Genomic DNA, 19,945 nt, shown 5'->3' with positions numbered 1-19,945 from the left:
CCTAGTTAGTACGCGATAGCCGTCCGTGAACGGCTATGACTTAATAACTTCTTGTTGTCTCCGTCTGTTAAATAACTAATCGCTGCATCGTCTGCGTTGTTCGTTGCGATGTGGTTATAATATCGTGATTACGATATAATGTAAACCCCTATGATGATATTTTTAACGTATTTACGATATTATTATGTAAGTGTATTGTTATTACGATATTGATAGGTACAAAAAAACCGCCCAAAAGGACGGCTTTATTGTTTGTTTGAGCGATCAGTCTAAATCTATAGCCTCTCTATAGACGCACCAACCAAAAGGAAGTTGTTCAATCAAGTGCGAGTGCTTAACTATATGGCACACCCATAAATAATCCCAGCTATTAGAATTCGACATATTTACCCACCACTTTACCTACTAGATTGCATTCACCCATGGGCACCATTTTTTGCTCATGCCAGTTTGGGTTAAGAGGGCGCAAATACATATCTTCTGATTTTTCACCTAAAACCAACTGCTTGAAAGTCGCTTCTGTGTCGTCATTGCATTGGACTATAACAAGATCATTATTCTTTAATGCAAAAAGTCCAGTCTGAGGCTCAACGTAAATAATATCCTCTGGCTCAAACTTGGGTAGCATGCTTTCACCCCGAACGATTAACGCAAAACCTAACTTTGATAAGTTGGGCGGCTTGGGCGCTTTACCTAAAGAGTCCGACATTGTCACTGGATCAACATTTGACCAGCTGCCAGCGGCAACCCAGCTAAGTATTGGAACTGTACTGGAATCACTGGAAATAGATATATGCTGCGTGTCTGTAGGAGCATCAAACAGGTCACCACCACTTTGCTCCTGCATAGCTTTTATTTGTGCTCTTAAGTCGTCAATAGATGGCTTCTTGTCTACATCAAGCATTTCGCCTTGGTTTTTAATCAGCCAGTCGGTACTTACGCCAGTAACTTTGGCAATATCATACAAACTAGACGAATCTTTATTTCTACCGTTCTCAATATCAGATATAGCACCTTGTGATGTATCGACTTTTTTAGCGAGCTGAATTTGGGTTAGACCTGCATGTTTACGGGCTTTTCTAACCCTATCTCCGAGCTTTTCGTTATTCATTTTAGTACCCCTTATCAAATATCGTAATTATGATACAAATAAATATCGTTTTGACGTTTGATTAAATAACGTAATTACGATATTATGATTATTATTAAACGTTGGAGCGATAATTATGACTAACACTATTAACTGGACGTCTATTGTCCGAGACCTATTGAAAGACCGAACGCAAATTGAGCTGCAAGAAATCACTGGCGTACATCAAGGTGTTATCAGTGATTTAAAAAGCGGTAAGCCTAAACCACACCTTACATACATCAATGGCGCTGCACTTATTAAAGCCCATCAAGAGCTATGTCAAAACGAACTAGAGGAAGCCTAATCATGTCCACAAAACGATTATCACCTGAACAAGCCGCATGGTCACGCAATATGCAATCTCAGATATTGCAAGCCATTGATACCACAGGGCAGCTCGTTGTAGCTAATTGCCTCGACGTTGACAGCAGCACTATAACCAAGATGAAACAAGCACACGGCACAGCAAAGCACAGCGACATAGAGCGTCTTTGTCACTTACTTGCAGCTTGTGGATTAAAGGTTGTCGATAAGGATATGCAGTGCTACGCCAAAGAGCATGTCAGTTTGTTATTTGGCATGGCAAAGCTCGGCATGAACCGATCAATAGACGTTGATGATTTTTTACATGCAGACGCAGCTATGCAGATTGCAGAGGGTACATATCAACCACGGAGCGACCTATGACCTGCAACGACTGTCCAAACCAAGCCGATGAAGCCGCCTTTGTGCGAGAAATGCAACACGCAGAAATGATGAGCAACGCCCGACCGCTAACCATACTCGAACTTATCGAGCTAAAACGAAACGAAATTAAGGACGACAACAATGAAAAATGAGTATGACGAAATGACTAGCTGCAACAAATGCGGTGGGCATAACAACTATAACGCAGAAGCATTAGACGGTTACACCATTTTAGAGGCATTTACTATTTGCAGCGTTTGCAAGTTTAAAGATTACTGGGCTTATGGTGCTTTTGAATCGCGCTTAGAAGGCTTTGATAACTCTAAAAAATATACCACTGAGCAGGACGACAACAATGAAATCAACCGATAAAAATCTATTTGCTTGCGAGACATGGAGTGAATATCAAACCAATTTACTGCTAGAGCAAGATAAAAAGTACGTAGCACAAGATGTTTTACGTGAGCGCAATCATCGCTCAGAGCTAAACAAGCAGCTTGAGAAACAGCGAAAGAATAGCGAATTTTGGCACCGCGTCATGAATGTGCTGACAGTGATCGCAATAGCAGTTGTTATTTACACACTAATTCATTTTGCATGGGAGTCGTTATGAAAACAATACTCGACCCATGTTGTGGCAGCAGAATGTTTTGGTTTGATAAAAAGGATGATAGAGCAGTGTTTACAGATAAACGAAGCGAGCAGCACACGTTATGTGATGGACGTGAATTGATTATTGAGCCGGACATGGTAATGGATTTTACCAATTTGCAGTTTGATGACGAGCAATTCCACATGGTCGTTTTTGACCCACCACATTTAGACAAAATCGGTGACGGTGCATGGATGGCCAAGAAATACGGAAAGCTGGATAAGAATTGGCCATTGATGATTAAAGATGGTTTTGCAGAATGTTTTAGAGTTCTCAAGCCCAACGGTACATTGATTTTCAAGTGGAATGAGACGCAGATTTTAACCAAGGACATTTTAGCGTTGACAGACCAAAAGCCAGTGGTCGGACACATAAGCGGTAAGCGAGCCAATACACATTGGATATGTTTTTTAAAAAACTAGGAATCGTCATGTCAACCAGTCAATCAGACGTAGAGCAGCACATTAAGCGTCACGGAGTTAGACAGCTCACAGCAGCAGACAACACGGGGCTTTACTGCAAATCAAACCACTACAGCAAAAAGACTAAGCAGATTGTGATTAAACAAACAAAGAAATGGAGTAAGAGTAATGGTCGGTAGAGCGATTAAATCAGGCGCACGTATCAAGGCAGAAAAGGCGGTCATCGAAGGCACAAACAATGAAGGGTTTTTACCTAAAGACAAGGTTAATCACCTGCTTAACAAAGAAGTGCTTAGAGGCGTTTTGGTTAGATGGGGTTATTCAGCCAAGTACAACCATTTGAATGCACCGCAAGGCTGGATTTGTAAAAGGTAATAAAAAAGCCCTAATCAGATGCAACTGATCGGGCTTCAACAAACTTAACACGTAATCGGAGTATATATTCATGCAAAAAATTATGCAAGTAAACGAAATCAATAAAACCATGAGCAGCCGTGAAATAGCCAAGCTAGCAGATAAGCAGCACGGGCATGTTGTTCGAGATATTGAGTTACTCAATGAAACTCTGGCTCAGGAGTCACTATCCATAATTGGAGAGTCGTTTTTTACAGCCGATAACGGTCAAACCTACAGAGAATTTTTACTAACCAAAGAGCAAACCATCGACTTAATGACTGGGTACAACAGAAACTTGCGAGTTCGCATCAATCGCCGCTGGGCTGAACTAGAGCAAAAGACACAACCACAAATACCGCAATCATTCGCTGAGGCGTTACAGCTTGCAGCCAACCAAGCTCTACAGATTGAGCAAAACGCACCAAAAGTCGCGCATTACGACAAGGTGGTTGACCGTCACACGCTACTCACTGCTACACAGGTGGGTCAAAAAATCGGTCTATCAGCAATCATGCTTAATCGCGTACTTAGCGAAATAGGCGTTTATAACAAGGCTCACAAGCGCGGTAAAGCCTTTAAGCAATGGTTTGTCGATAAAGGGCTTGGCGAGATGAAACAAACTGATATGGGCTACTCACAGCCGTTATTCAGCCTGAAAGGTGAAGCATGGGTAATTCAGCACCTAGCAAGTGAGGGGGTCGCGTAATGCAAGCAATTAAGAGGCAAACAATGAAAGAGACAGGTTACACGCGAGTAGACAACAAGATATTTGACGCGCAGCCGTTCTTATCGCCAGTCGCGTTTAGCGTGTTAATGCGAATGGTAAGAATGATTGATGGTTACGGAAATGACGATAAAGGGCTGTCTAATACCTTTCTTCAATCTAACTGCAATATGAGCAAAAACACAGTTTCAAAAGCTGTAAAAGAGCTAATCGAATTTGGTTTCTTAGACCAAAAAAGACAGCAGAGAACGACGACTATTTACAGTTTAAATTATGAAAATATTGCTGATTTTGATGCTGGAAAACATGGTCAGAATTTAGCATCCCAAAATCTAGCATCCCAAGATATGACCATTAGATTCCCAAAATCTGACCATCAACTAGGTCAAAATTTGGGAGGTAATAAAGAAAAGAAAGAAAAACCTTTAAAGAAAAATATAGAAAAAAATAAACCAAAAAAAGAAACACCGAAATCTTACTCACCTGAAAAACCTGAATCGGTATCTGATCAGATTTGGAATGATTTGTTAATTCTCAGAAAAGACAAAAAGACTTCAAACACCAAAACAGCTTGGACAACGATTTTCAACGCATTGGAAAAAGCTCAACAGGCAACTGGTCACACACTGGATCAAATAATCGCCTTTTGGATAACCAAGGATTGGAAAGGATTTAACGCTGATTGGTATCTGAACGCACAGCCAAAACCACAGCAAACAAATTATCAGGGGAATAATCATGCAAACCATCAATCAGCTAATACCCAACATCAGCCAAAACAATCAGCAGCCGATATTTACGCAGCAAACATTGCAAGAGAACTCGAAGAATACGAAGCAGCTCATTAGCAAGCAGCAAGTAGGCGAAATGTTTGCCAAGTGGAAGATTTACTTCAAGTCAAAAATGAAAGATGAAGAATGGGGTTTAACGAATATCTTGCTATGGACAGCGGTACTCAATGAGTTTGATGTGACAGAGCAAGAGTTGATCGAAGGTACAACCAAGGCATGTTTTGCAAGAGAGCTTAACGGTTGGCCTCCTACCACAGCCACAGACTTTATCAATATTTTTAGAGTAGAGGCAGCAAGCGAATATCCAACAGCACAGGCAGCATTTACCACAGCTTGCCAAAATTGCGGCATGAGAGGCGACGTTAAGCGCAACTGGAAGCATGAGGTGATATACGAGACAGCAAACCGCATTGGTTGGGGGTCGCTAGCCAGTGCAACCGACCGTTACTTCAAGACCTTTCAGGGCGTGTATGACGAAGTGGTCAGAGAGCATAAGAACGGTACGCGCTTTGAGGTACCGCAAGAACGACAGTTGGCTTACGAGCGCACAGTGGTTAAAGCAGGTAGTGACGCGGATAAGCAAATCACAGCGAAGTTAGCAGAACTACGGAGATTGAGCGCATGAGCAACTTAATAGGTCGATGGGTTAGAAAAAACAAGAATGTGCAAGTGGTGTGCAGCTCTTTTGATGAGCATAGAGACACCTCGAACCATACCGTTAGGCTCTTATTTCGTAATGGTCACGTCAGACATATGCAAGAACAGCAATTCTTGGACGAGTTTATCAATCTTGACGAGCTACTAGCAGATATAACCGAAGGCACTAGATGGGTAAATATTGAGCATGGGTATTCAATCCAAGTGTCTGATGTGAGAGTGAGAGCCGCAGCTGTTATGTACCGCATTGATGGTGTGGCAGAAGAATACTCGTACGGTGGCGTTGATATTCAGCGGTTCAAGAAAATGTTCAAGCCTGAGACAAGCGGAGAGCAAGCATGAAAAACACAAGAGTTGATTGCGGACTAGGTGTTGAGCTTAAAACTATACGAATGAACAACAACATGACGCTGTTAGATATGAGTAGCGCGATGAATATGACCCCTGCTCAACTATCAAACTATGAGCACAACATAGGCGCATTGAGCAACCCAGTACATGCAACAGCTATAGATAGATGGTGTGTCGAAACTCGAAACCTGCTGTCTGATAGCGCCATTATCTTATCGTACAAGCCAGTGATAACTGATATTAGCAAGTCACTAGCCATGGTTGAGCGTTGGCGCAATGGGGATTTTAGTGACCAAGAGGGTGAGTTATGAAAAACATAATCAACAAAAAGACGGTGCAAAGTACGGAGTGGATTAAAAGCGAAACCGTGGTCATCACGTATAGCGACAGGTCAAAAGAGACCATGAGTAGAACGACGTTTAATTAGATTGTTAAGGGGTAGGGTGATGTTAATTGTTGAAACAACAAAGGCGATACTTCCGAGGTTTAAGCGATTTACTAGCCAGAGCGTGACAGGCGGCGCTAACAATTATCTTTGTTTTGCGATGCTTGGTGTGCAAGTCACAGTAGTGCGTGATGCTAAAGCGTTTCGTGATGCGGTCAGGCGCTACGCACAAGATGATTGGTCTGAGCATAGGCAAGTGCGACTGGCAGCTAAGAAAGCACGCAGCAAGGCGAGAGCACAAGAACGTAAATGGGTCGCCGAGGATTTGCAGAGATGGGAAAAGCTTTTTAGTGACGAACGAGAGGCGCGAATGAAAGCGGATGACCTTGCATGCGAGCGCTATAAGACTATCCAGGCGATGAAATTGACGTTTGAGGAGTTGCAAAAATGACCGAGCCGTTTTTCAAAGCGAACCTGCCAATGCCACCATCGGTCAACCACTACTGGTCAAAATCAGTTAAGCGAGCAAAGGGCAAACAGTACGTCCACGTCAGATTGTCCGACAGAGCGACGAAGTTTAGAAATGACGTAGTTGCACAGGTAGCAGATATTGCACAGCGTCACGGCTCGATTAGGACGCATAACGGACGAATTAAGGCAGTGGTTACGCTGCATGGAGCGACTAAGCGTAGTTTCGATGTTGATAACTATGGTAAGGGGCTGTTTGACGCTCTGACTTACTGCAAGGTTTACAAGGATGATAGTCAGATAGACCAGTTAGAGATTAAGCGGGGCGAAGTTATCAAGGGTGGTCGAATAGATGTTGAGCTGTACGAGCTAAAACCGCAAGCATTGCAAAAATAACAAGGGTACACGCGCTTTAAATACCTGATTGATGCAAAGGTACTGAAAGTGATTTAAGGCAGCGCAAAACGGAGATATGGGAATGAGTGACAAAGTAGAAGTTAATTTACCGTCGGTTGCTAGCATTTCTTGCATGAGGTGCAAAGAGGCTCACCCGATAAACTCGATTGAATATGCGTGTTTTATGGATGGTAACTGTCAGAAGTGCAGAGCAGAGCTAAGCGGCAAGTTTGCAGATGGTAAGTCGCTAATGGTTGGTGCAGACATGGTAAACCATCCGCCACACTACAAAGACGCAAGCGGAGTCGAGTGCATTGAAGTGACAAGGCATATGCAGTTTTGCGGTGGCTCATGTTTTAAATATTTATATCGCTGTGGCAAAAAGCATGACGATATCGAAGATTTAAAGAAGGCGGTTAAGTATGCAGATTGGGCGTGGGAGAACGAAGAAGTGGTGCTGATAAAACCTATGCGCTTGATTGAGAAAATAGCGGTACATCGTGAGGGCAATATTAAGCAAGCCATGCTGTATATCGCAGAGGATTTTTGGGCGATGGCTAAGCGGAGTATTGAAGCTGAAATCGCAAGGCTAGAAAGTGAGTAAGCGCGATAACGACAGGCTAAAGAAAATAAGATTGATGGATTGCTGCGAGTGCGGCGCTGATGCACCAAGTCAAGCCGCACATTCAAACTTTGGGATTCATGGCAAGGGCAAAGGTGTTAAGGCGGATGATAGATATACCTTGCCGATGTGCCAATCCTGTCACAGCAAGTTTGATAAGTACGAAATGGGTATGAATCGTGAGCAGTCACTTGAATGGTTTATACAGAAATGGCGTGAGACAAATCGATTGCTGAAATGGCAGGAACGGAAGGTTGAGCAAAACGGAGTTGATTACTAATGAGATTAAACAAAGTACAGCGCGAAGATTTAAAGAACAAGTACGGCGGCCACTGCGCTTATTGCGGTGAGACTCTAGGTGATAAATGGGATGCCGACCATTTTATACCAATCAAAAGAAACTGGATTATTAAAAACGGCAAACAAGTAACCACAGACTGCATAAACCCCGAGAACGACTGTATTGCAAATATGATGCCGTCTTGTAAGTCATGCAATAACGATAAAAGCAGTTTAAGTATCGAGAGCTGGCGCTCAATGATTGCTAATAAAATAGCTTGCTTAAACAGGGACAGCGCAACTTATCAAAAAGCTAAGCGATATGGATTAGTGGTTGAGACTAATATCGAAGTTGTTTTTTACTTTGAGAAATGCGAGGCAGCTTCTAATGAGTAAGAAAATAAAGCGATGGATTAAAACCGATGACGACAGGCAAACACTAATCACGTTTATTGAAAACCAACCATTACCATTTACGAATACGATTGAAAAGGGCGTGATAGAAAAACGCTCAACGGATCAGAACAGACTACAACGACTTTGGGTGAATGAGGCTGAGCAGCAAGGTGATATGACAGCAGAGGAATACCGCGCTTACTGCAAACTTCACTTTGGTGTACCAATACTGAGAAATGAGAGTGACACGTTTGCAGAGCTTTACGATTCAAAGATTAGGGATAGGGTGCCGCCATATTCTTATGAGCAAAAGCTGGAGTTTATGGCAATCCCGTGGGATATGCACGTAACAAGGCTGATGACGATTAAGCAGCACGATAAGTACCTAAACATGATGCACGACCACTTTACGAGCTTAGGTATGATTTTAACAATACCAAACGACATTGATTGGGAACAAGGACGGGATTACTGATGATTAACGATATACAAGAAGTATTGCACGCTTGGGGTGCTTGGTGCCGTGATGACAGCATGAGCTTAGACAGCAAGAGTCCTAGCGAAATAATTATGCGTTCAGCACCTCATGCCGAGGCAAGCGAGACAGCACCAGTTACACGCTGCCAGAGTGATTATATTAGTGATGACATGGCTTTACGGATAGACCGCATAGTAACAGTGCTTTTGAAGTATAAGCCGATAGAGGGCAAATGCTTGCGTATGAGGTACATACAAGGCAAGTACCCAGAACATATCGCACACACCTATCTGTCAGAGTTGAAGTACGGAAAAGGCAGTAAGCGCAAAGTAAGTAAGTACAAGGCGAGTGAGTATATTGCAAGCGCAGAGGGATTTGTACTAGGTCGGATATTAGATGCGATTTAGTGCTTGACAAAGTATCTTAGCTTTGCTAAAGTTGTGCAACGCTAAGGGATTTATCACAAAGCGAACTAATAACACAGCCGTAACGCCTATCTAAGAAGCGCAACCTTTACGGCTATTCTAATTAAGTGCGGACTCTAACGTAAAAAGAGAAAGCCTAATTGACTGACAAAGCGTCCGATTGATACCGTAAGTTATAGCAGGTGGTGAAATAAGCGGGAACAAAGCGAAATAGACGTAGGAATCGGCTAGCCACCAGTGAATTGTAGATGAAGCTTTAGTGATGAAGCAGTAGAGGTGTCAATCGATTGGCATACAACTCTAGGAATACGGTTAAACTCCGTGCGTCTACCCCAATTACTTAACGCCCCATTATTAACGTGATGGGGCTTTTTTATGTCTAAAATTTAGCGAGGGATTGATTATGGGTCACATAATTGCAGAGCAAAAAGCAAAGTCAGCAGCATGGTCTGCAATGATGAGTAGTGGTTCTATCGCAATACTGCCTAAAGTCGACGCTAAGTTGCCTGACGGCGATGGCAAGCAACATAAATAACTAATTGGCAGGGATGCTATGAGCGATTACTCGAAATCACATGAGTGGGTCTATAACGAATACCACAAGACAGAGAACGTGGTCACTAAGCGGTCTTATCTCGACATACTGATTAGACGCGCAAATAATGGCAGTAAGAAAGCCGCTGAGTTAGTCGCCAAGATACAAGGCGAAAAACCCCGCTATTTAGCGAGGTAGTTTGTAACTTGGGTGAGTAATGATTGCCAGTCTTGCCATTTCATTGTTCGTGAGCCGCTAGAGTGATGATAAAACGTTTGCTCTGGTATTTTAAATTGGCGGTAAAAATCAGCATTGGATAACTTTGTTAGCTCAACCAATGCTTTGTAATTATTAGGCGTATAGCCTTGTTCGGGTAGATTAAGCATAAACTTCGCTTAATGGTTCTTCGATATAGACCCATAAGTCTTGGCTTGTTGAGTAATTGCGCTCTGCGTCTGCTTTTTCGTATGCTGCGATGCAATCAACAATCATTTGCGCTTTTTCTTCGCTTAGGTTGATGTCGAACGCACCGTCTGCATAATCAATTAAATACTCTTTAGTTAATTCGCTGCGGCTGTCTGCTTGATCGTTTGCTGCTTCGTAGATTTCGTATAATGATTTCATGATGTTTGCTCCGTTATGTTGTTGGTATTGCTTAGTTGATGAGTACATAACACTATCCATTTTGGATAGTGTCAATAAATTAACGCAAATAAATTAAAATCATTTAATAACCAGTTTGCCTGCTATTGATTTAGACGGGCATTTTTTATACCGATGAACGCTGGAGGGCGTATGAAAGACGATATGCTCGACAGCGTTGTGAGTGAAGAAGTAAACAAGGGCGGTAGGCCAACAATCTACAACGAGGAAGTGTCTCAAGATATTTGTCGCTTATTAATGGTTGGTAAGTCATTGCGAAAGATATGTGATTTAGAGGGAATGCCTTCGATTACTACTGTAATGCGATGGCTGTCAGAAGAAAAAGGCACGTTTCGGGAACAGTACGCACACGCAAGAGATATTCAGGCAGAGTACCTATTAGATGAAATGATTGATATTGCCGACGACAGCATTAACGACTACGAAATAGTTGATGGTCAAGAGCGTGTTAATCATGAGCATTTAAACCGATCAAAACTTCGTATTGACGCTAGAAAGTGGGTTATTGAGAAACAAGCGCCTAAGAAGTATGGCAGTAAACAACAGATTGACCACACCACAGGTGGCAAAGAGATTAAAGCAGGCTTAGGCCACTTCTACGGCAGGGGCGATGATGACGGAGATAGCGACACTTAACCCAGCACTAGAGGATTTTTGGAAGGCGCCAGCACGCAACAGAATACTATACGGCGGCAGAGCATCATCTAAATCATGGGATGCGGCAGGTTTTGCAATCTACTTGGCTAACACTTATAAATTGCGGTTTTTATGTGCAAGGCAGATTCAAAACAAGATTGAAGAATCGGTTTATACGCTGCTAAAGACGCAGATTAACCGCTTTGGACTGCAAGCTAACTTTACCATCTTAAAAAACAAGATCATAAACAACGTAACAGGCACCGAGTTTGTCTTTTATGGCCTATGGCGGAACATTGAGGAAATCAAATCGCTTGAGGGTATTGATGTCTGCTGGATTGAAGAAGCTCACTCATTAACTGCTAAGCAGTGGGAGATACTAGAGCCGACGGTGCGTAAAAACCATTCGCAGTTTTGGATATTATTTAACCCTGATTTGGTCAGCGACTTTGTTTATCAAAACTTTGTGATTAATACGCCGCCTGACACCATAAAGCGCCATATCAATTATTTAGAAAACTCTTTTTTATCCAAAACAATACTCAAGGTCATTGAGGCTAAAAAGCAAAAAGACTATGAGGATTATGAGCACGTCTATCTTGGCGTACCCAAATCAGATGACCAGTTGGCTATTATCAAGCGCTCATGGGTCAGTGCTGCAATAGACGCGCATATCAAACTAGGATTTGAGCCAGTAGGTAACAAGACGTTAGGTTATGACGTAGCTGATGCTGGTGAGGATAAGAACGCCACAGCAGGCGCTCACGGCTCAGTATTGCAATCGGTTGATGAATGGAAAGGCGGCGAGGACGAGCTACTTAAAAGCTCTACTCGCGCTTATGGTCAGGCTAAAGACGCCAGTGCCAAGATTATCTATGATGCTATTGGTGTTGGTGCTAGTGCAGGGGCTAAGTTTGAAGAACTAAATAAAGCGCCTGAAAATATCAATCTCAAAGACATTGAATACGCTAAGTTTGTGGCTGGCGCTGGGGTTGCCAATCCTGATAAAGAGTACGAGCCAAAAGTAACCAATAGAGATATGTTTGCCAACCTAAAGGCGCAAGCATGGTGGGATGTTGCAAGGCGATTAAAGAACACAAAAGACGCTATCGACAATGGCACGGTTTATGATCCAAGCGACTTAATAAGTATATCAAGCAGTATTGGCGCTGATTATCTTGAGCAGCTAAAGAACGAGCTATCAACGCCAAGACAAGACCGTGATAACACAGGGCGTGTCAAAGTTGAGAGTAAAGCAGACCTCAAGAAGCGCGGTATTGACTCTCCCAACGTGGCAGATGCTGCAATCATGGCCTTATCTCCTCATTTGGTCGCCTTTAAGAAAAAATCCGTATTCGATGTCGTAGGCTAAGAGATAACTTTATGCTAAACAAATTATTTAACATTGCTGACAGCACGCTGGTTAATCTAGTGAGTAAGCTCGGCACCAGTAGAGATAAGGCAAGTCATGACCAGTTCGCTTGGCATGTGCCTAAGTCGGTTTTTGAGCTTGATAATATTTACAAGTCCAATGCCACCGCATCAAAAATTGTCGATAAGCCAGTGCAAGATATGTTTCGTCAGGGTTATTACTTTGGCGGTATCGCAGGTAAGGAGCTTAAGAAATTAAGCAATGAGTTTGACCGATTAAAGTTAGATGTACATTTAAGCCGCGCTATGCGCTTATCACGTTTGCATGGTAAGTCTTATATCCTACTAGCCACTGCTGACAACATGGAGCTTAACGAACCACTGAATAAGGTTAACGAGCTTAGCTACATCACCACATTATCAGTCACGCAATTAGCTGCTGGTAGTGAGATGCGTCCAGCAAGTGAGGCAGGTGGTTGTTATGACAAGCCCGTTTACTATCGATTGCAAAAAGGTATCGGTTCGACTGGCACTGAGATTATCCACCATAGCCGCATCATTGAGATTAAATGGGCGGATGGTGACAGCGTGTTACAGCCGTTGATAGATGCCGAGCTTATCCGCTTTGCAAGTGTCAACGAAAACACTGCGTCACTAGTCCATGAAGCTAAGATTGACATTATCAAAACGCCTGACTTAGCCAATCAAATTCAAGACAATGCTGATTCAATACTAAAGCGATTTGCATTGGTCGGTATGCTCAAGGGCAACAACGGCACAGTATTATTGGATAAGGAAGAAGATTTCCAAAGCAAGTCTTATAACTTTTCTGGCCTGCCCGATTTAATGCAAGAGTTTGCTATTCAGCTATCAGGTGCGGCAGATATACCTTATACAATCCTATTTGGGCGCTCACCGTCTGGGCTTAGCGCTACTGGTGAGCACGACTTAAAAAACTATTACGACACGGTAGGTAGCTATCAGCGCGATTATCTGCGACCAGTGTTGCAAGAGCTGCTGAATATGATTAGCGGTTATCTGCTACCCAATGAAGATATTACTCTGATATTTAGCCCGCTGTGGCAGATTGACGAGAAAACGCTATCAGAGATTGAGAAAAACAATGCTGAGCGTGATGTTAAATATCTTGAGAATGGCATTATCACCGAGGCTCATGTGGCTAAGCAGTTAGTCGAGCAAGACACTTACACGGTCATCGATGACGAGCATATCGCACTGCTAAGCGGTTTAAACTTTGATATGGGGCTAGACGATGTTAAACCAGTTAAAGCCGTTAATACAGCAGCAGAGTAAGTCTAAGCGAGGTCGTAAGGCTAAAGCAAAGCCTATCCATGTCTCACGTAAGCTAGAGCTTGACTATACAAGGGCATTGCTCGCTATCGTTGATGATATGCACACTGAGGCAGTCAAGGCGCTCATGCCGTTAATTGAGCAGCCTAGTGTTGGTGATAGTAAGCGCATTGTGAATGACGGCTTATTCAGCGACTTTAAATCCGCATTTAGCCAATTATCTCTATCTATCAGAAACAAAGTGTCGGGCATTGCGTCGGCTTTGGTAGAGGTTATTGTAGGTAAGCAAGCAGCTGAGATAGACAAACAGCTTGTCGATTTAATTAAAAAGCAAACTGGCTTAGGGTTAAGCGGTTTAGTGGCAGATGATGCGGTAAAAGAAGCTATGGATGTGGCGAAAGAAGCTAATATCGCGCTTATCAATTCGATACCACAGCAATACCTCGATAGGTTAGAGCAAGCCGTAACTAACGCCATACAAATAGGCGCAAGCTCACCGCTAGATGAAATAGATGCGGCTATGGATGATATTCTTCGTATCACTAAAAACCGAGCTAAGTTAATAGCAAGCGACCAGCTAGGTAAGATCACTGTTGCTATATCAAGGGCTAAGCAAGCCGCACTGGGTATAACTCACTATACATGGGTGACAATGCGAGATAGGTCAGTTAGGGGTAATCCTAAAGCGACTTACCGCAGTTTTTACAGTCACTACAAGAGAGATAACAAGGTTTTTGCTTGGAATAATCCACCGCCCGACGGACACCCTAGTTTCCCAATTAACTGTCGATGCTTGGCGATACCTTATGTCGGTCATCTAACAGGTGGATTGACAGGCGAGGAAATGATGGCTCAGCAGCCACCAATGTCAGAGTTGATGTAACGGAGTGATTTATGGATAAGCGACAAAAGATAATTAAAGCGGTATTGCTACTCGCTGATATAGCGCTGACGCTGTATTCCAAAAGACGAAATAAAGATAAGCCATAGCCGCCTTAATTGAGCGGCTTTTTTATACCTAAATATTAAGGAACGACAATGAGCTATTTTCTAGTGCTAGGTGAAACTTGTGTTAACGCAAGCAATGTCTCTCAAATTATATTAATGCCTTTAACAAAAACCAATAAAGATGATGCCTTTACCACTACTAACTACCGCGCTGTGCTTACCAAAAGTGACGGTTCAACAATCGTGCTCATACAATCCGAAGATAGAGCGCAAGTGCTTAAGTTTATAAATGAATCTTGTGGCAAGTTAAATGCCGCAATAGATTGTTAGGGTGGATAATTTGATAGGTGCCGATTCATTTAACTACTGCGGCGGCTTGATTACTGGCTTTGCTATAGGTGCGCTTGGATATTTGCTTATCAGTTACTTCAGAAGGTGAAATATGAAAATAAAAATTAATTGGCTAAGGCGCTTAATTTGCGATTGCGATTGCCAAAAATCACAGCACAAGAAGCGTAGTAAGTACGCACCTGAGCGAGATATTGACACAGTGCAAACTGGTGGCTATACGCCTCGATCAATAGCAGGTGAGCGTCCAAAAAAAGAACCTATGGAGCCGGACTACGATACTCCCCCTGCATTAGACGAATGCTATTTAAGGCCATTGCCACCGGGCAAGGAATAAATATGAAAATCAAAACTAATCAGGTCATCGACTTAAAGCCGACAAGCCGAATCAAGACACCGCAAGGTTTTATGATTTGCAAAGACGTAACACTCGCAAAGCCAATGGTCAAAGAGTATTACGCGGGTGAGCTAGGTATTGTTGACGGGTTTGAGCCGACCGACATTATCAATATCTACACGCCGCCTGATGTGCTGTTTGGTCAATCAGTGATAGACGGATTTACCGCGTCCGATGTGGCTATGCAGCACCCTAAAGGCAATCAACTTAACAGCGACAACTACAGAGAACATGTGATTGGTACGGCTAAGAATGTACGAGCTGAGAACGGTTACCTAGTTGCTGACTTGACCATCAAAGACAAGTGGGCGATTGAGTCAATCGAGCATGAGGACGTTAAACAAATATCTTTAGGTTATGCCGCTGAGCTTGACATGACAGCAGGTACGACTGAGGCAGGACAGGCATATCACGGGCAATGGGTAGGCATGGTTGCTGACCATGTTGCTGTTGTCCCTGAGGGCAGATGTGGTGATGACTGCAAAATAGGCGACAAACAAACTGTAATTATTCCAGAGGCAAAGAGTATGAAAGTAAAAATCGGTAATTTAGAGTTTGATGTGGGCGATAACACTACGCTTGCACAAGCAATCCAAGCGCAAAGCCAAGAGCTTGATGCACTAAAAGGTAGTGAACTGAAAGTGGGCGACCAAGCGTTTAGCTTGTCTGAGCTGACAGCGACACAAGCCACTATTAATAAGTTAGTAGGTGATAACAAGTCGCTATCAGATGCTAACAAAGAGCTGAGCGAAAAACAGACCACGCCTGAGCAAATCGAAGCATTGGTTGCTGACCGTGTGGCAACCATCAGTAATGCTAAGAAGCTGAACGACGCTATCGTAACTGATGGCAAGTCTAGCGAGCAGATCCGCCGTGACGTTATCGCTGCAAAAGCTGATGATAATTTAGTTAAAGCTATTGTTGGTGATTCTGTTGCCGATGCCGAGCAATCAGCTATTGATACAGCATTTAAGGCACTGTTAGCTACTGCTGATAGTAAGCCACAAGTTAACGCTGCTGATAGTGCGCTTAACGGCTTAAATGACAAACAAATAAGTGATGGTGCAGACAAGCCATTTGACAAATCTAAAATGTGGGAAGGAGTTAAATAATGACACCATTACTAAAAGGCGATGACGCTATTGCTGTTGCAGGTATGCGCGTCAAGTCAATGCCAGAAGAAGTATTAAGTTTGCCATTAATGGTTGACCCTGCTTATCCAGTTGTTGACGGCTCGGTTATCTATCTGACTGATGACAAGAAAGGCTGCACCACGACTCAGAACGTAAATGCTGGTTATGTTGGTATCGTCGTTCTTTATGGTCCAGTTGATAGCTACAAGAAAGGCGATGTTGTGCCAGTAATGGTCAAGGGTAAAATCTGGTCGCCATCTGTTGCTAAGATTACCGACCTAACAACCGTTGTTGGTGCTAATGCCACAGGTCAAATCACAGAAACCACAACAGCTGTTGAAGGTATGCGTTTTGGCGGAACATCGGTTGGCAGCCAAAACCTAACCGTTATTGAAATCTTGGGAGCTTAAAGAATGAATAAATTACAACACATGATGCTACGGTTACAGCCAGTAGCAGATCACATTAAAGCAAGTCCATATATTGGCGACGCATTCAATCTTGAATCATTAGCTAAATTGATGGTGCAAGTAGAAAGTATTAACGGCATGACTCCGCAAATGATGGAATTGATGGAGTATGCAAAATACATTCCAGTCAACGACAACATCAATGCTGTGGTCGGCACTTCGCACAGCTTACAACGTAAGCAAGGCGTTGGTGAGGGTAAGGCGTTTAGCGGCACTGGTATGGATATTCCATTAGCCGAAGTCGTATTCGATGAAATTTCGCTACCTACCAAGATGGGTACTATTGGCTATCAATACTCTATCCATGAGATTGCGACGGCAATGGCAATGGGTATCAATCTTGAAGCTGACAAAATTGCTGCTGCACAAATGGGCTTTGAGCGCCATATGAGCAAGGTTGCTTGGAATGGTGAAGCTGAGACAGGCATTAAAGGCTTTTACAACCAAGACGGCGTAGCACTTGATACTCGCACCCTAAACTTTGCGACTGCGCCAGTTGCGGCAATCATGGATTTAATCAACACGATTATCTATGATAGCGCCGATGCGTCTGCTTTTGATAGTGATGTGGCAATCAATACTGTTATCTTGCCGACTAGCATTGCGCGTGAATTAGCAGGTCGTACTGTGTCAGCCACCAATGAAACGCCGCTTATCAAGTACATTCGTGAAAACAACGAAGCAGCACTTGAAGGCAAGCAGATTGAAATCACAGCCAATCGCCGTGGTAATGGTGCAGGTGCTACTGCCTCTGACCGTATCGTGTCGTACAACAAAAACCCTAACTGCATTGAGATGCGTATTCCGCAAGAGCTACAGTTCTTGTCAGCACAAGCTAAAGGCTTTGATGTGTTTGTACCAGGCTCTTACACCTATCAAGGCGTATGGCTGAAACGTGTTGACTCAATGCGTTACTACGATACCAAGAAAACCTAAATAAAACGGTAATTAAGCGTCTATTAAGGCGCTTTTTTATTGTCCAGAATTCGAGGTAATAATAATGAGTAAGTTTACATATAACGGCAACAACAGCTCTATTCGGGTGGCTGGCTTTTTGTTCGTAAAAGGTGTTGAAACTGAATTGAGCGACGAGCAAACCGAATTATTGAAAGCAGATGGATTTGGCAAGGCGTTTTTAGAAGACGGTAGCTTTGTCGAGACCGAGCAAGCTGATAAAGAGCCTGACGCTAAACCAGTTAGCAAAATGAAAGTTGAAGAACTTGAGGCTTACATCATTGAAAACGGCGGTGAGTTTGCCGAGTCTGACAATAAACCTGAGCTTTTGGTTATCGCTCAAGCCATAGAGGAAGCTAAAAATGCCAAAGATTAAATACGTGGGCGCACATGACAGCTACACGGTAGCAGATATCGCCTTTAAAAAAGGCGTGGCTATCGATTTAGCAGATGACCAGATTGCCAAAGTTAAGAATAACGGCATTGGTGCCAAGCTATTCGCAAACGGTGATTTGGTTGTAGATAAAGCCGCCAATAAAACCGTGGTTAATCCTGATCTGAAACCTGCGCCTAAAGCCACAGTAAAGGCAGACGCTAAGACCGAAAAATGATAGTCGCTCAGGTCACTCAAAAAGACAATGGTCTTTTAGATCGCATCCGAAGCATAACCAACAAGTATCAAGCCACTATTGAAGTTGGTTACGACGCAAGGTCAATGTACAAACACCCGATAGGCGCAAGGCGTGATCCGAACCCCGACCCGATATCTATGAAGGATTTGGCACAAAATCATGAGGAAGGTCGTGGCGTTCCAGCCCGACCATTCATGCAGCCCGCGCTTGATGCCAATAGGCGTAAGTACGGTCTAATGGTGAAAGCCAATATTACACCAATATTTAGGCGTAAAAAGACGTTGCAAAGGTCTTGGAATGAATTAGGGCTTGTTGCTATCGAAGATATTAGGTCTTACATGAAGGTTCGAGGCAACTTCAAACCGTTAGCAGAAGAGACTATATATCGCAAGCAGGGCAGCACACCATTACTAGATACTGGTCAGCTACGCGAAAAATTGCAATTCAAGGTGAAATAATGATTACTAGAGATGATTTAGTAGACAGATATGGCGAGGCTGACATCGCAGGGTTAGAGCGCAATATCAATGACCCTGATGCGACTGCTACGCGCATTGCTGATGCCACAAGGTACGTTAACAGCTACGTGTCCGATTACTTGCCACTAACGACCATTCCAAGCTCATTAAAAGATGCTACGGCTTTGGTTGCTCGCTACAAGCTATTCAAAAACAAGCGTCCTGATGATGTTAATGAGGATTACAAAAACCTTGTTTTGTGGCTGGACAAAATAGCGTCTGGGAAATTAGCTTTGATTGATGATGACAGCAAAGTGATTGACAAGACAGGTGATTTTTACGATGAAAGTTTTAGATCGGGGGCAATGGTCGTATGAGCACCTTAGAGTATTTTGCTGTTGAGCCGATACTGGTTGAGCACATAAAAGCCAATGTTGCAGGGCTTATCGATGTTGATACGCCTTTTAGTATTGATGAGATGCTTGATAATCGAAATAACGCGCCATCCGTCAGCATTATCTGGTATGGCGAACGCTTTAGCGAGCAGGTAGGGCGTAATGGTCCAGCTAAATCAATCCAGTATGACCAATGGCTAATCGTCTTAAAAATCAATGATACATGCGCTCAGTCTGTCGATACCCATAGCATACGAGCACTTGCTGACCCTTACATCATGCAGCTACACGATTGCATGATGGGCTTTAATCCAGAGCTAAAAGGTTATGGCCGCTTTGATAAAACCGCCTCACCAGTAACCAATGGCAGTGATAGCGGCTTTGCTTACTTTCCGTTCATGTTTGAAATTTTACGCAAAATCTAATTAAGAGA

At 43.1% G+C, this 19,945-nt stretch carries 38 protein-coding genes; 35 read left to right on the top strand and 3 right to left on the bottom strand.

Translation table 11 applies throughout. The features are described from left to right. Positions 1 to 370: 370 nt before the first annotated feature. Positions 371 to 1,111 carry an XRE family transcriptional regulator gene (locus tag Q6344_09320; GenBank protein WLG12806.1) on the bottom strand — a complete coding sequence of 247 codons (741 nt, stop codon included), beginning with the start codon at positions 1,109 to 1,111 and terminating at the stop codon, positions 371 to 373. A gap of 115 nt (positions 1,112 to 1,226) precedes the next feature. Between Q6344_09320 and Q6344_09315 the strand changes: the two genes are divergently transcribed. The 22 genes from Q6344_09315 to Q6344_09210 all read left to right on the top strand — a co-directional run bounded on the left by Q6344_09315 (position 1,227) and on the right by Q6344_09210 (position 9,994). Then, the gene (locus Q6344_09315) at positions 1,227 to 1,436 is read left to right on the top strand and encodes a hypothetical protein (protein ID WLG12805.1); all 210 of its coding nucleotides are present in this window, start codon (positions 1,227 to 1,229) and stop codon (positions 1,434 to 1,436) included. A 2-nt stretch (positions 1,437 to 1,438) separates the two neighbouring features. Next, the gene (locus Q6344_09310; protein ID WLG12804.1) at positions 1,439 to 1,819 is read left to right on the top strand and encodes a hypothetical protein; all 381 of its coding nucleotides are present in this window, start codon (positions 1,439 to 1,441) and stop codon (positions 1,817 to 1,819) included. Continuing rightward, complete coding sequence (locus Q6344_09305) at positions 1,816 to 1,971, top strand: hypothetical protein (protein ID WLG12803.1); 156 nt, start codon at positions 1,816 to 1,818, stop codon at positions 1,969 to 1,971. The genes Q6344_09310 and Q6344_09305 overlap by 4 nt, the downstream gene beginning before the upstream one ends. Continuing rightward, positions 1,961 to 2,191, top strand: a complete 231-nt coding sequence (locus Q6344_09300; GenBank protein ID WLG12802.1) for a hypothetical protein — start codon at positions 1,961 to 1,963, stop codon at positions 2,189 to 2,191. Before Q6344_09305 ends, Q6344_09300 begins: the two co-directional genes overlap by 11 nt. After that, positions 2,175 to 2,432: a hypothetical protein gene (locus tag Q6344_09295; protein WLG12801.1), complete on the top strand. Its 258-nt coding sequence runs from the start codon at positions 2,175 to 2,177 to the stop codon at positions 2,430 to 2,432. The genes Q6344_09300 and Q6344_09295 overlap by 17 nt, the downstream gene beginning before the upstream one ends. Next, entirely contained in the window at positions 2,429 to 2,893 is a 465-nt protein-coding gene (locus Q6344_09290; GenBank protein ID WLG12800.1) for a class I SAM-dependent methyltransferase, read from the top strand. Before Q6344_09295 ends, Q6344_09290 begins: the two co-directional genes overlap by 4 nt. An 8-nt stretch (positions 2,894 to 2,901) precedes the next feature. After that, positions 2,902 to 3,072, top strand: coding sequence for a hypothetical protein (locus tag Q6344_09285; protein ID WLG12799.1), 171 nt, complete (start codon positions 2,902 to 2,904; stop codon positions 3,070 to 3,072). Next, the gene (locus Q6344_09280) at positions 3,062 to 3,268 is read left to right on the top strand and encodes a hypothetical protein (protein ID WLG12798.1); all 207 of its coding nucleotides are present in this window, start codon (positions 3,062 to 3,064) and stop codon (positions 3,266 to 3,268) included. The genes Q6344_09285 and Q6344_09280 overlap by 11 nt, the downstream gene beginning before the upstream one ends. A 70-nt stretch (positions 3,269 to 3,338) precedes the next feature. After that, on the top strand, positions 3,339 to 3,995 hold the full coding sequence (locus tag Q6344_09275; protein WLG12797.1) for a Rha family transcriptional regulator: 657 nt from the start codon (positions 3,339 to 3,341) through the stop codon (positions 3,993 to 3,995). Then, positions 3,995 to 4,861 carry a replication protein gene (locus Q6344_09270; GenBank protein ID WLG12796.1) on the top strand — a complete coding sequence of 289 codons (867 nt, stop codon included), beginning with the start codon at positions 3,995 to 3,997 and terminating at the stop codon, positions 4,859 to 4,861. The genes Q6344_09275 and Q6344_09270 overlap by 1 nt, the downstream gene beginning before the upstream one ends. Continuing rightward, positions 4,752 to 5,429 carry a hypothetical protein gene (locus Q6344_09265; GenBank protein WLG12795.1) on the top strand — a complete coding sequence of 226 codons (678 nt, stop codon included), beginning with the start codon at positions 4,752 to 4,754 and terminating at the stop codon, positions 5,427 to 5,429. The genes Q6344_09270 and Q6344_09265 overlap by 110 nt, the downstream gene beginning before the upstream one ends. Then, positions 5,426 to 5,803 carry a hypothetical protein gene (locus Q6344_09260; GenBank protein ID WLG12794.1) on the top strand — a complete coding sequence of 126 codons (378 nt, stop codon included), beginning with the start codon at positions 5,426 to 5,428 and terminating at the stop codon, positions 5,801 to 5,803. Before Q6344_09265 ends, Q6344_09260 begins: the two co-directional genes overlap by 4 nt. Further along, entirely contained in the window at positions 5,800 to 6,123 is a 324-nt protein-coding gene (locus tag Q6344_09255) for a helix-turn-helix transcriptional regulator (protein WLG12793.1), read from the top strand. Before Q6344_09260 ends, Q6344_09255 begins: the two co-directional genes overlap by 4 nt. A 135-nt stretch (positions 6,124 to 6,258) precedes the next feature. Next, positions 6,259 to 6,648 (top strand): hypothetical protein, encoded by a 390-nt coding sequence (locus Q6344_09250; protein WLG12792.1) that lies wholly within the window; start codon positions 6,259 to 6,261, stop codon positions 6,646 to 6,648. Beyond that, positions 6,645 to 7,061 (top strand): RusA family crossover junction endodeoxyribonuclease, encoded by a 417-nt coding sequence (locus tag Q6344_09245; GenBank protein WLG12791.1) that lies wholly within the window; start codon positions 6,645 to 6,647, stop codon positions 7,059 to 7,061. The genes Q6344_09250 and Q6344_09245 overlap by 4 nt, the downstream gene beginning before the upstream one ends. Before the next feature lie 82 nt (positions 7,062 to 7,143). Next, positions 7,144 to 7,665 (top strand): DUF3310 domain-containing protein, encoded by a 522-nt coding sequence (locus tag Q6344_09240; GenBank protein WLG12790.1) that lies wholly within the window; start codon positions 7,144 to 7,146, stop codon positions 7,663 to 7,665. 34 nt (positions 7,666 to 7,699) lie between these two features. Next, entirely contained in the window at positions 7,700 to 7,963 is a 264-nt protein-coding gene (locus Q6344_09235; protein WLG15190.1) for a hypothetical protein, read from the top strand. Continuing rightward, entirely contained in the window at positions 7,963 to 8,358 is a 396-nt protein-coding gene (locus Q6344_09230; GenBank protein ID WLG12789.1) for an HNH endonuclease, read from the top strand. Before Q6344_09235 ends, Q6344_09230 begins: the two co-directional genes overlap by 1 nt. Next, positions 8,351 to 8,833, top strand: a complete 483-nt coding sequence (locus Q6344_09225; GenBank protein WLG12788.1) for a hypothetical protein — start codon at positions 8,351 to 8,353, stop codon at positions 8,831 to 8,833. The genes Q6344_09230 and Q6344_09225 overlap by 8 nt, the downstream gene beginning before the upstream one ends. Further along, positions 8,833 to 9,243 carry an antiterminator Q family protein gene (locus Q6344_09220; GenBank protein ID WLG12787.1) on the top strand — a complete coding sequence of 137 codons (411 nt, stop codon included), beginning with the start codon at positions 8,833 to 8,835 and terminating at the stop codon, positions 9,241 to 9,243. The genes Q6344_09225 and Q6344_09220 overlap by 1 nt, the downstream gene beginning before the upstream one ends. A gap of 421 nt (positions 9,244 to 9,664) precedes the next feature. Further along, a complete protein-coding gene (locus tag Q6344_09215) occupies positions 9,665 to 9,796 on the top strand; it encodes a hypothetical protein (GenBank protein WLG12786.1) in 132 nt (43 codons plus the stop codon). An 18-nt stretch (positions 9,797 to 9,814) separates the two neighbouring features. Next, positions 9,815 to 9,994 carry a hypothetical protein gene (locus Q6344_09210; GenBank protein ID WLG12785.1) on the top strand — a complete coding sequence of 60 codons (180 nt, stop codon included), beginning with the start codon at positions 9,815 to 9,817 and terminating at the stop codon, positions 9,992 to 9,994. Here Q6344_09210 and Q6344_09205 read toward each other — a convergent pair. Together Q6344_09205 and Q6344_09200 are read right to left on the bottom strand one after the other, a co-directional pair. Next, positions 9,979 to 10,182 (bottom strand): hypothetical protein, encoded by a 204-nt coding sequence (locus Q6344_09205; protein WLG12784.1) that lies wholly within the window; start codon positions 10,180 to 10,182, stop codon positions 9,979 to 9,981. The genes Q6344_09210 and Q6344_09205 overlap by 16 nt on opposite strands. Beyond that, positions 10,175 to 10,420, bottom strand: coding sequence for a hypothetical protein (locus Q6344_09200; protein ID WLG12783.1), 246 nt, complete (start codon positions 10,418 to 10,420; stop codon positions 10,175 to 10,177). The genes Q6344_09205 and Q6344_09200 overlap by 8 nt, the downstream gene beginning before the upstream one ends. Positions 10,421 to 10,591: 171 nt before the next feature. On the opposite strand from Q6344_09200, the gene Q6344_09195 reads away from it, so the two are divergent. The 13 genes from Q6344_09195 (at position 10,592) to Q6344_09135 (ending at position 19,937) form a co-directional block, all read left to right on the top strand. Continuing rightward, positions 10,592 to 11,095: a hypothetical protein gene (locus tag Q6344_09195; protein ID WLG12782.1), complete on the top strand. Its 504-nt coding sequence runs from the start codon at positions 10,592 to 10,594 to the stop codon at positions 11,093 to 11,095. After that, entirely contained in the window at positions 11,070 to 12,467 is a 1,398-nt protein-coding gene (locus Q6344_09190; protein WLG12781.1) for a PBSX family phage terminase large subunit, read from the top strand. Before Q6344_09195 ends, Q6344_09190 begins: the two co-directional genes overlap by 26 nt. 11 nt (positions 12,468 to 12,478) lie before the next feature. Further along, positions 12,479 to 13,780, top strand: coding sequence for a DUF1073 domain-containing protein (locus Q6344_09185; GenBank protein WLG12780.1), 1,302 nt, complete (start codon positions 12,479 to 12,481; stop codon positions 13,778 to 13,780). Beyond that, positions 13,740 to 14,660, top strand: a complete 921-nt coding sequence (locus Q6344_09180; protein ID WLG12779.1) for a phage minor head protein — start codon at positions 13,740 to 13,742, stop codon at positions 14,658 to 14,660. Before Q6344_09185 ends, Q6344_09180 begins: the two co-directional genes overlap by 41 nt. A 155-nt stretch (positions 14,661 to 14,815) precedes the next feature. Beyond that, the gene (locus tag Q6344_09175; protein ID WLG12778.1) at positions 14,816 to 15,055 is read left to right on the top strand and encodes a hypothetical protein; all 240 of its coding nucleotides are present in this window, start codon (positions 14,816 to 14,818) and stop codon (positions 15,053 to 15,055) included. A 357-nt stretch (positions 15,056 to 15,412) separates the two neighbouring features. Further along, positions 15,413 to 16,582, top strand: a complete 1,170-nt coding sequence (locus Q6344_09170; protein ID WLG12777.1) for a DUF2213 domain-containing protein — start codon at positions 15,413 to 15,415, stop codon at positions 16,580 to 16,582. After that, positions 16,582 to 17,013, top strand: a complete 432-nt coding sequence (locus Q6344_09165) for a hypothetical protein (GenBank protein WLG12776.1) — start codon at positions 16,582 to 16,584, stop codon at positions 17,011 to 17,013. The genes Q6344_09170 and Q6344_09165 overlap by 1 nt, the downstream gene beginning before the upstream one ends. A 3-nt stretch (positions 17,014 to 17,016) precedes the next feature. Then, entirely contained in the window at positions 17,017 to 18,009 is a 993-nt protein-coding gene (locus Q6344_09160) for a DUF2184 domain-containing protein (GenBank protein ID WLG12775.1), read from the top strand. Between the two features lie 64 nt (positions 18,010 to 18,073). Continuing rightward, positions 18,074 to 18,403, top strand: a complete 330-nt coding sequence (locus tag Q6344_09155) for a hypothetical protein (protein WLG12774.1) — start codon at positions 18,074 to 18,076, stop codon at positions 18,401 to 18,403. Beyond that, positions 18,390 to 18,638, top strand: a complete 249-nt coding sequence (locus Q6344_09150) for a hypothetical protein (protein WLG12773.1) — start codon at positions 18,390 to 18,392, stop codon at positions 18,636 to 18,638. Before Q6344_09155 ends, Q6344_09150 begins: the two co-directional genes overlap by 14 nt. Then, a complete protein-coding gene (locus tag Q6344_09145) occupies positions 18,635 to 19,117 on the top strand; it encodes a hypothetical protein (GenBank protein ID WLG12772.1) in 483 nt (160 codons plus the stop codon). The genes Q6344_09150 and Q6344_09145 overlap by 4 nt, the downstream gene beginning before the upstream one ends. After that, a complete protein-coding gene (locus Q6344_09140) occupies positions 19,117 to 19,494 on the top strand; it encodes a DUF1320 family protein (protein ID WLG12771.1) in 378 nt (125 codons plus the stop codon). Before Q6344_09145 ends, Q6344_09140 begins: the two co-directional genes overlap by 1 nt. Continuing rightward, entirely contained in the window at positions 19,491 to 19,937 is a 447-nt protein-coding gene (locus tag Q6344_09135) for a hypothetical protein (GenBank protein ID WLG12770.1), read from the top strand. The genes Q6344_09140 and Q6344_09135 overlap by 4 nt, the downstream gene beginning before the upstream one ends. Positions 19,938 to 19,945: the final 8 nt, after the last annotated feature.

Source organism: Psychrobacter cibarius, assembly GCA_030686115.1.
GTDB lineage: Bacteria > Pseudomonadota > Gammaproteobacteria > Pseudomonadales > Moraxellaceae > Psychrobacter > Psychrobacter cibarius_C.
The sequence above is the reverse complement of the archived record's forward strand: the minus strand, read 5'-3'. Positions and strand labels throughout refer to the sequence as shown.

Excerpts from the sequence above, each read along its gene's own strand:
- Q6344_09175 (WLG12778.1), top strand. The coding sequence starts at position 14,816 with ATGAGCTATTTTCTAGTGCTAGGTGAAACTTGTGTTAACGCAAGCAAT.
- Q6344_09200 (WLG12783.1), bottom strand. The coding sequence starts at position 10,420 with ATGAAATCATTATACGAAATCTACGAAGCAGCAAACGATCAAGCAGAC.
- Q6344_09205 (WLG12784.1), bottom strand. The coding sequence starts at position 10,182 with ATGCTTAATCTACCCGAACAAGGCTATACGCCTAATAATTACAAAGCA.
- Q6344_09185 (WLG12780.1), top strand. The coding sequence starts at position 12,479 with ATGCTAAACAAATTATTTAACATTGCTGACAGCACGCTGGTTAATCTA.
- Q6344_09315 (WLG12805.1), top strand. The coding sequence starts at position 1,227 with ATGACTAACACTATTAACTGGACGTCTATTGTCCGAGACCTATTGAAA.
- Q6344_09240 (WLG12790.1), top strand. The coding sequence starts at position 7,144 with ATGAGTGACAAAGTAGAAGTTAATTTACCGTCGGTTGCTAGCATTTCT.
- Q6344_09280 (WLG12798.1), top strand. The coding sequence starts at position 3,062 with ATGGTCGGTAGAGCGATTAAATCAGGCGCACGTATCAAGGCAGAAAAG.
- Q6344_09230 (WLG12789.1), top strand. The coding sequence starts at position 7,963 with ATGAGATTAAACAAAGTACAGCGCGAAGATTTAAAGAACAAGTACGGC.
- Q6344_09250 (WLG12792.1), top strand. The coding sequence starts at position 6,259 with ATGTTAATTGTTGAAACAACAAAGGCGATACTTCCGAGGTTTAAGCGA.
- Q6344_09215 (WLG12786.1), top strand. The coding sequence starts at position 9,665 with ATGGGTCACATAATTGCAGAGCAAAAAGCAAAGTCAGCAGCATGGTCT.
- Q6344_09305 (WLG12803.1), top strand. The coding sequence starts at position 1,816 with ATGACCTGCAACGACTGTCCAAACCAAGCCGATGAAGCCGCCTTTGTG.
- Q6344_09140 (WLG12771.1), top strand. The coding sequence starts at position 19,117 with ATGATTACTAGAGATGATTTAGTAGACAGATATGGCGAGGCTGACATC.
- Q6344_09320 (WLG12806.1), bottom strand. The coding sequence starts at position 1,111 with ATGAATAACGAAAAGCTCGGAGATAGGGTTAGAAAAGCCCGTAAACAT.
- Q6344_09180 (WLG12779.1), top strand. The coding sequence starts at position 13,740 with ATGTTAAACCAGTTAAAGCCGTTAATACAGCAGCAGAGTAAGTCTAAG.
- Q6344_09220 (WLG12787.1), top strand. The coding sequence starts at position 8,833 with ATGATTAACGATATACAAGAAGTATTGCACGCTTGGGGTGCTTGGTGC.
- Q6344_09270 (WLG12796.1), top strand. The coding sequence starts at position 3,995 with ATGCAAGCAATTAAGAGGCAAACAATGAAAGAGACAGGTTACACGCGA.
- Q6344_09290 (WLG12800.1), top strand. The coding sequence starts at position 2,429 with ATGAAAACAATACTCGACCCATGTTGTGGCAGCAGAATGTTTTGGTTT.
- Q6344_09295 (WLG12801.1), top strand. The coding sequence starts at position 2,175 with ATGAAATCAACCGATAAAAATCTATTTGCTTGCGAGACATGGAGTGAA.
- Q6344_09195 (WLG12782.1), top strand. The coding sequence starts at position 10,592 with ATGAAAGACGATATGCTCGACAGCGTTGTGAGTGAAGAAGTAAACAAG.
- Q6344_09210 (WLG12785.1), top strand. The coding sequence starts at position 9,815 with ATGAGCGATTACTCGAAATCACATGAGTGGGTCTATAACGAATACCAC.
- Q6344_09245 (WLG12791.1), top strand. The coding sequence starts at position 6,645 with ATGACCGAGCCGTTTTTCAAAGCGAACCTGCCAATGCCACCATCGGTC.
- Q6344_09265 (WLG12795.1), top strand. The coding sequence starts at position 4,752 with ATGCAAACCATCAATCAGCTAATACCCAACATCAGCCAAAACAATCAG.
- Q6344_09275 (WLG12797.1), top strand. The coding sequence starts at position 3,339 with ATGCAAAAAATTATGCAAGTAAACGAAATCAATAAAACCATGAGCAGC.
- Q6344_09165 (WLG12776.1), top strand. The coding sequence starts at position 16,582 with ATGACACCATTACTAAAAGGCGATGACGCTATTGCTGTTGCAGGTATG.
- Q6344_09155 (WLG12774.1), top strand. The coding sequence starts at position 18,074 with ATGAGTAAGTTTACATATAACGGCAACAACAGCTCTATTCGGGTGGCT.
- Q6344_09300 (WLG12802.1), top strand. The coding sequence starts at position 1,961 with ATGAAAAATGAGTATGACGAAATGACTAGCTGCAACAAATGCGGTGGG.
- Q6344_09235 (WLG15190.1), top strand. The coding sequence starts at position 7,700 with ATGGATTGCTGCGAGTGCGGCGCTGATGCACCAAGTCAAGCCGCACAT.
- Q6344_09225 (WLG12788.1), top strand. The coding sequence starts at position 8,351 with ATGAGTAAGAAAATAAAGCGATGGATTAAAACCGATGACGACAGGCAA.
- Q6344_09160 (WLG12775.1), top strand. The coding sequence starts at position 17,017 with ATGAATAAATTACAACACATGATGCTACGGTTACAGCCAGTAGCAGAT.
- Q6344_09145 (WLG12772.1), top strand. The coding sequence starts at position 18,635 with ATGATAGTCGCTCAGGTCACTCAAAAAGACAATGGTCTTTTAGATCGC.
- Q6344_09170 (WLG12777.1), top strand. The coding sequence starts at position 15,413 with ATGAAAATCAAAACTAATCAGGTCATCGACTTAAAGCCGACAAGCCGA.
- Q6344_09285 (WLG12799.1), top strand. The coding sequence starts at position 2,902 with ATGTCAACCAGTCAATCAGACGTAGAGCAGCACATTAAGCGTCACGGA.
- Q6344_09150 (WLG12773.1), top strand. The coding sequence starts at position 18,390 with ATGCCAAAGATTAAATACGTGGGCGCACATGACAGCTACACGGTAGCA.
- Q6344_09255 (WLG12793.1), top strand. The coding sequence starts at position 5,800 with ATGAAAAACACAAGAGTTGATTGCGGACTAGGTGTTGAGCTTAAAACT.
- Q6344_09310 (WLG12804.1), top strand. The coding sequence starts at position 1,439 with ATGTCCACAAAACGATTATCACCTGAACAAGCCGCATGGTCACGCAAT.
- Q6344_09135 (WLG12770.1), top strand. The coding sequence starts at position 19,491 with ATGAGCACCTTAGAGTATTTTGCTGTTGAGCCGATACTGGTTGAGCAC.
- Q6344_09260 (WLG12794.1), top strand. The coding sequence starts at position 5,426 with ATGAGCAACTTAATAGGTCGATGGGTTAGAAAAAACAAGAATGTGCAA.
- Q6344_09190 (WLG12781.1), top strand. The coding sequence starts at position 11,070 with ATGATGACGGAGATAGCGACACTTAACCCAGCACTAGAGGATTTTTGG.